Here is a 1,296-nt window from a genome sequence, read left to right as displayed (position 1 = left end):
GGGTGACGCCGGCGTCCGCGGCCACGCGCAGGTGGCGGCCGGAGGGTTTCGGTTCGGTCGGCACGTCTCCGGGGCTTCCTGCGGGGTTCGGGCAGACGTTCTCGAGCCGGTTCGTCCGGGCCGGCGGGCTGCGTCAGCACGTGGTGATCGGGGGTGATGGTCCGCCGCTGCTGCTGGTGCACGGCTGGCCGCAGAACTGGTACGCGTGGCGGATGCTGATGCCGGCGCTGGCGCGGGACTACACCGTCATCGCCGTCGACCAGCGGGGGATCGGGCTGACCGACAAGCCGAAGGACGGGTACGACACCCGTACCCTGGCCGGCGACCTGGTCGCGCTGATGGACGCGCTCGGCCACGAGCGGTTCGCCGTGGCCGGCCACGACACCGGAATGCCGATCGGCTACGCGCTGGCCGCCGATCACCCGGACCGGATCGACCGTCTGGCTGTCGCCGAGGCCGTCATCCCGGGCGTGACTGCCTCCCCGTCCCTGTTCGGCACCGCGCGCGGCAACGACATGCTGTGGCACTTCCCCTTCAACCGGCTCGACAAGGTGAACGAACAGCTGGTCAGGGGACGTGAGGACGTCTACTTCGGCTGGCAGTTCACCACCAAGGCCGCGAGGAGGCTTCCCGAGCGCGATGTGAGGTACTACGTCGACCTCCTCGCCTCCCACCGTGACGCTCTGCGCGGCAGCTTCGGGTGGTACCGCGCCTTCGAGGCCTCCTTCGCACAGAACGAGCAGCGCAAGGCCCGGCGGCTGACCCTGCCCGTCCTGGCGATCGGCGGAGCGGCAAGCGTCGGCGAGGGAGTCGGGAACACGATGCGGAGCGTCGCGGACGACGTGCGGAGCCTGGTCATCCCCGACTGCGGCCACTGGGTCGCCGAAGAGGCTCCCGAGGAGATGCTGACGGCGCTGACCGCGTTCCTCGCCCCCTACCGGGCCGCCGCATCCCGCTCGTCCCGCTGACAAAAAAGAGCATATGCTCCTAAGTTTCGGATCTCCGGGGCTGTGCTCCGGTGTTCGAGGTTCATTGCGAAAGGAAATTTTCATGACCATGTCTTCCATGGAGCCGCCGGCTGGGGAGGGTTCCGGCTCGCAGCCGGTGTCGCACGCTGCCCGGCAGGGGTTCTCGCGGCGGGTGTTCGTCGGTGGTGCGGCTGCTTCGGCTGCTGCTGTTGCCGGTGTCTCGCTGGTCGGCGGGGTGACGCCGGCGTCCGCGGCCACGCGCAGGTGGCGGCCGGAGGGTTTCGGTTCGGTCGGCACGTCTCCGGGGCTTCCTGCGGGGTTCGGGCAG

The 1,296-nt window shown here is 70.0% G+C and carries 1 protein-coding gene; it reads left to right on the top strand.

Features of this window, described 5'->3' with window-relative positions:
- Window positions 1-2 precede the first annotated feature (2 nt).
- The gene (locus ABT085_RS46430; RefSeq protein ID WP_351623279.1) at window positions 3-968 is read left to right on the top strand and encodes an alpha/beta fold hydrolase; all 966 of its coding nucleotides are present in this window, start codon (window positions 3-5) and stop codon (window positions 966-968) included.
- Window positions 969-1,296 lie beyond the last annotated feature (328 nt).

The organism is Streptomyces sp. NPDC002265 (genome assembly GCF_040296125.1).
Classification (GTDB): Bacteria; Actinomycetota; Actinomycetes; order Streptomycetales; family Streptomycetaceae; genus Streptomyces.
This window is presented reverse-complemented; position numbering and strand designations above follow the sequence as displayed.